The 4,150-nt window shown below is 33.0% G+C and carries 5 protein-coding genes and 1 pseudogene; all 6 read right to left on the bottom strand.

The genetic code is table 11. The features are described from left to right. A partial coding sequence (locus AB4Y90_RS16015) for a phosphohydrolase (RefSeq protein WP_441558579.1) occupies positions 1-352 on the bottom strand: 352 nt, incomplete at its 3' end. A 108-nt stretch (positions 353-460) separates the two neighbouring features. Then, positions 461-763 (bottom strand): hypothetical protein, encoded by a 303-nt coding sequence (locus tag AB4Y90_RS16010; protein WP_441558578.1) that lies wholly within the window; start codon positions 761-763, stop codon positions 461-463. Positions 764-837: 74 nt separating this feature from the next. Next, positions 838-1,617, bottom strand: coding sequence for a hypothetical protein (locus tag AB4Y90_RS16005; protein ID WP_441558577.1), 780 nt, complete (start codon positions 1,615-1,617; stop codon positions 838-840). Positions 1,618-1,760: 143 nt separating this feature from the next. Next, the gene (locus AB4Y90_RS16000; protein ID WP_441558576.1) at positions 1,761-3,539 is read right to left on the bottom strand and encodes an acyl-CoA dehydrogenase family protein; all 1,779 of its coding nucleotides are present in this window, start codon (positions 3,537-3,539) and stop codon (positions 1,761-1,763) included. A 57-nt stretch (positions 3,540-3,596) separates the two neighbouring features. Next, the gene (locus AB4Y90_RS15995; RefSeq protein WP_441558575.1) at positions 3,597-3,959 is read right to left on the bottom strand and encodes a four helix bundle protein; all 363 of its coding nucleotides are present in this window, start codon (positions 3,957-3,959) and stop codon (positions 3,597-3,599) included. A 37-nt stretch (positions 3,960-3,996) separates the two neighbouring features. After that, positions 3,997-4,150, bottom strand: a pseudogene (locus AB4Y90_RS15990) (acetyl-CoA C-acyltransferase); the annotation flags it as partial.

Genomic DNA, 4,150 nt, shown 5'->3' with positions numbered 1-4,150 from the left:
CCATATTATCACGCAAATCGTTGAGCTTTACAGCGACCGCAAGAGGTGATCTTTCGGTTCTTTTTACGAAATCATCATACACTTCTTCGGGATCAAATTTTGTAAGGCAGCTTATTGCAAAAAGAATATATTCCGGAAAACCTTCAGATCTTAAATATTCAAAACTGAATTCTTCGGGATGATCTTCTACAACATCGTGCAAAACTCCCACGATTTTTTCGTCCATTGTTTTACCGTATTCCATTACACGCATTACGTGGGCGATGTAAGGAGCATGATATTTATCTTTTTGCCCTTTGTGCGCCTTATCTGCAATTTTTATAGCTTTATTTAAAAGTTCTTCTTTTGTCATTCTTTCTTTGAAAAATAGAATACAAAAATATAAAACAGCTCAGATAAACTCAGATAATTTTGAAAAAAAATCAAGATATTTTATCAACAATAAGGCTTGCTGCTGAGTTTATTTTGCACTTAACTTTGGTGGTTTGGCTGCATCCAGCAGATTCGGTATTTTATGTAATGTAGTATCTTTTTTGGGAGCTTTTAAGCTGGAATAAAGCTCAGGTTTTTTCGGTTTTGCAATCGGCATTTTATCTAATTTTGCAATAGAAATATCAAATTTTGATGTATCTGAAGGTGTTACAATAAATGACTTTTCAATTTTTGGAAATTTTACAGAATCGGTTTTCAGAGGTTTTCTGGAAGAAATTTGTGCTGAAAATGGAATTGAACTTAATATTGTAATTGCTAATAATATTTTCATATTTAAAATTTTATCAGGTTAAATGTTAAATAAAACCCGGTATATATTATAAGACAACTTACAATGTTTAATTATTACATATCAGGAAAATTAATATTATACTTACTTCTCACCGTTTGTCCGCTTATTTTAGCAGGAATCCAGGTTTCTTTTATCGGCAAAATAGCTCTTTTTATTTTTTCATTTTTCTCTTCAGCCGTTCCCAAAATTTTCAGACCAGAACATTGCCCGTCTCTTTCTATTACAAACGACATTGTAAACGGATATGAATCTGCAAGATTTCCAACTTTAGATCGTATATTACTTTTAAAATCCTCAATACGTTTGGTGTAAACAGCTGGCTGCTCTACTTGCGTAAAGATTTCAAGAGTGCTTATTTTTTTATCTCCAAAAAAATTATACTTATTACTACTTGCTTTACCCAATTGATTTTTACTGTAGCTGATCGGAACACTAACGTGATATCGCACTTTCCAATTAGTCGTTCCTGCTGCAATCCATTCGGTTTTCATTTTTTTAAATGCATTGATTACTTCGGTATTAAATTCTTTCTCATCACCTTCTGCTTTTACCGAGCTTACAGATCCGTCTTTTTCAATAATAAAACTAAGCTCAGAAAAATAAGCTTCATTGCTGTTATTAAATTTTTTAAGATCAAGTTGATCAAAAAGCAATTTTTTAAACTGAGTAATTTCTCCTTTAAATTGAGGAATAATGTCTGCTTGTTCGTAAGGTTCTTTATTACCATAAATTTTTTCTTCAGCTGAAGAATCTTTTCCGGCCGTTGTATACGTCACCTGGCTTTTAGCAAAAACAGAAGAAATTATTGCAATTAGTATTAATGGCGTTTTCATTAGTTATTTATCTAAAAAATTAAATCTCTGCAATGATAAAATAAAATTATTATAAAGTAATCATTTATTGTTTATAATTTAAAATAAATAAAAAACGTCCCAAAATTGAGACGTTTTTTTGAAATCAAATTTATATCTAAAGACTAATAACTCCCTTTTTCAATAAAATGAGCAGCCACTTTTTCAGTTAATGCCACTACATTCGGAGTGTTGGTATATTTTGTAAACCTTCTTAATCCTGAAAGCATCATTCTCTGTTCGTCACCTTCTGCAAAAGAAACTATTCCTTCTTTTGCAGCAGCAATGATTTTTTCGATTGCTTTATAAAGATTTAATTGAGCCATTGCAGCTTCTACAGAATCGGCAGAGAAGTGTTTTTCAGCTCTTAAAATTGCAGATTCTGCCATGTAAATCTGGTTAAGAATTTCAGAAGCATTTAATAATAAATGTTGCTGTTTTTCAATATCCATCATGTATTTTTGAAGCGCAGCACCGGAAACCATTAGGAAAACTTTCTTAAGATTTGCAATAATTGCTTTTTCTTCACTCATGAATGCAGAATAATCTGGAACTTCAAATGAAGGAATCCCCATCAATTCTTTGCTGATCGCCATTGCAGGAGAAAGTAAGTCTAATTCACCTTTCATCGCTCTTTTAATCAACATTCCAACTGCAAGAAGCCTGTTGATTTCATTGGTTCCTTCATAAATTCTACCAATTCTGGCATCTCTCCAAGCAGATTCCATTGGTGTATCTTCTGAGAATCCCATTCCACCATAGATCTGAATTCCTTCATCGGCTGTATTTTGAGTTAAATCTGACACGAAAACTTTCAGAATAGAAGCTTCTACAGCGAATTCTTCAACCCCTTTTAATTCAGCTTGTTGATGATCCATTCCACCTGCAACCAATTCTGCAATTTTATCTTCAACATTTTTTGCTAAACGGTAAGATCCTGCCTCGCTCACGAAAACTCCTGTCGACATTTCAGCAATTTTCTTTCTGATTGCTCCAAAAGTTGAAATAGAAACGCCAAACTGTTTTCTTTCGTTTGAATATTGAATTGAGTGGTTTAAGATTCTTCTTTGTCCGTCAAGGTTTGCGGCAGCTAATTTAATTCTACCTACATTCAATGCATTTAAAGCGATTTTGAAACCGTTGTTTCTTTCACCCAACATATTTTCTACAGGAACCTTCATGTCATTGAAAAAAACCTGACGGGTAGAAGACGAACGAATACCTAGTTTGTGCTCTTCTTCACCGAAAGTTAAGCTTTCAGGGTTCTCCAATTCTGAACGATTGATTACAAAACCGGTAATGTTTTTATCATCATCTATTTTCGCAAATAATGTGAAAGTATCGGCAAAACCTGCATTTGAAATCCACATTTTTTGCCCGTTGATGATATAATGCTTTCCATCTTCTGACAATTTTGCTCTAGTTTTTCCTGAGTTTGCATCTGAACCAGCATCGGGTTCAGTTAAACAATACGCTCCGAATTTTTTTCCGGTAGCTAAATCCGTAAGATATTTCTTTTTCAATTCTTCACTTCCGTAAAGAAGAGTTGGAAGCGTTCCGATTCCTGTGTGCGCTCCATAAGCTGTTGCTAATGACCCATTTCCACCAGAAACATAATCACATGCGAGCATTGTACTTACGAATCCCATACCAAGACCGCCATACTCTTCAGGAACCGTGATTCCTAAAAGTCCCATTTCACCTAATTTACGCATTGTTTCTTCTGTCAATGCATAATCTTTTTTCTCAAAACGATCATGATGCGGAATCACTTCTCTATCAATAAATTCTTTCGCAGAATCACGAAGCATTTTTTGCTCTTCACTCAGTTCTTCAAGACTGAAAATTTCGTTTGCAGGAATTTCCTTGATTAGGAACTCGCCGCCTTTTACTATATTGCTCATTATGTTTATTTTAAATTTTAGTTATTTAATTTTGAATTTTAGATTATGGATTTTGAATTACAATTTCGGTCTTAATTTTACTTGAAGTGTTTTAACGATTGATGTTAAAATATTTACGATACTTTGTATATCTGTTTTATATTTTGATTCATCAAATTTTACTAATTGAGACTGTGATAATAAATCAATCCAATATTGTGTTTCTCTTGCTTCTTTACTAGCAATTGACATTTTATGAAGAAAATCTTTTTCTGAAAATCCAGCTAAAGCTTCCTGAACATTTGCGCCAATAGAGGTTCCACTTCTTAATAATTGTTTTGAAAGAATAAATTCATTTTGAGATTTACATATTTTATATAACTCAATAATTGATAAAGCAAAATTGAATGTCTTTTCTTTAATTAAATTTTCTTTTTGCATTCAATCCAAAATTTAAAATTCATAATTCAAAATTATTTTACAGAAGTTCGAAAATACTCGCTGCTCCCTGTCCCGTTCCAACGCACATAGAAACCATTCCGTATTTGTTTCCGCGTTTTCTCATTTCATCAAGCAATTGAACGGTTAATTTTGTTCCGGTGCATCCAAGAGGGTGACCGAGAGCAATGGCG

It is taken from the genome of Chryseobacterium sp. 2TAF14 (genome assembly GCF_052115105.1).
In the GTDB taxonomy this organism is placed as follows: Bacteria; Bacteroidota; Bacteroidia; order Flavobacteriales; family Weeksellaceae; genus Chryseobacterium.
Note: the sequence above shows the minus strand (reverse complement) of the source record. Positions and strands in the feature narration are given on the sequence as shown.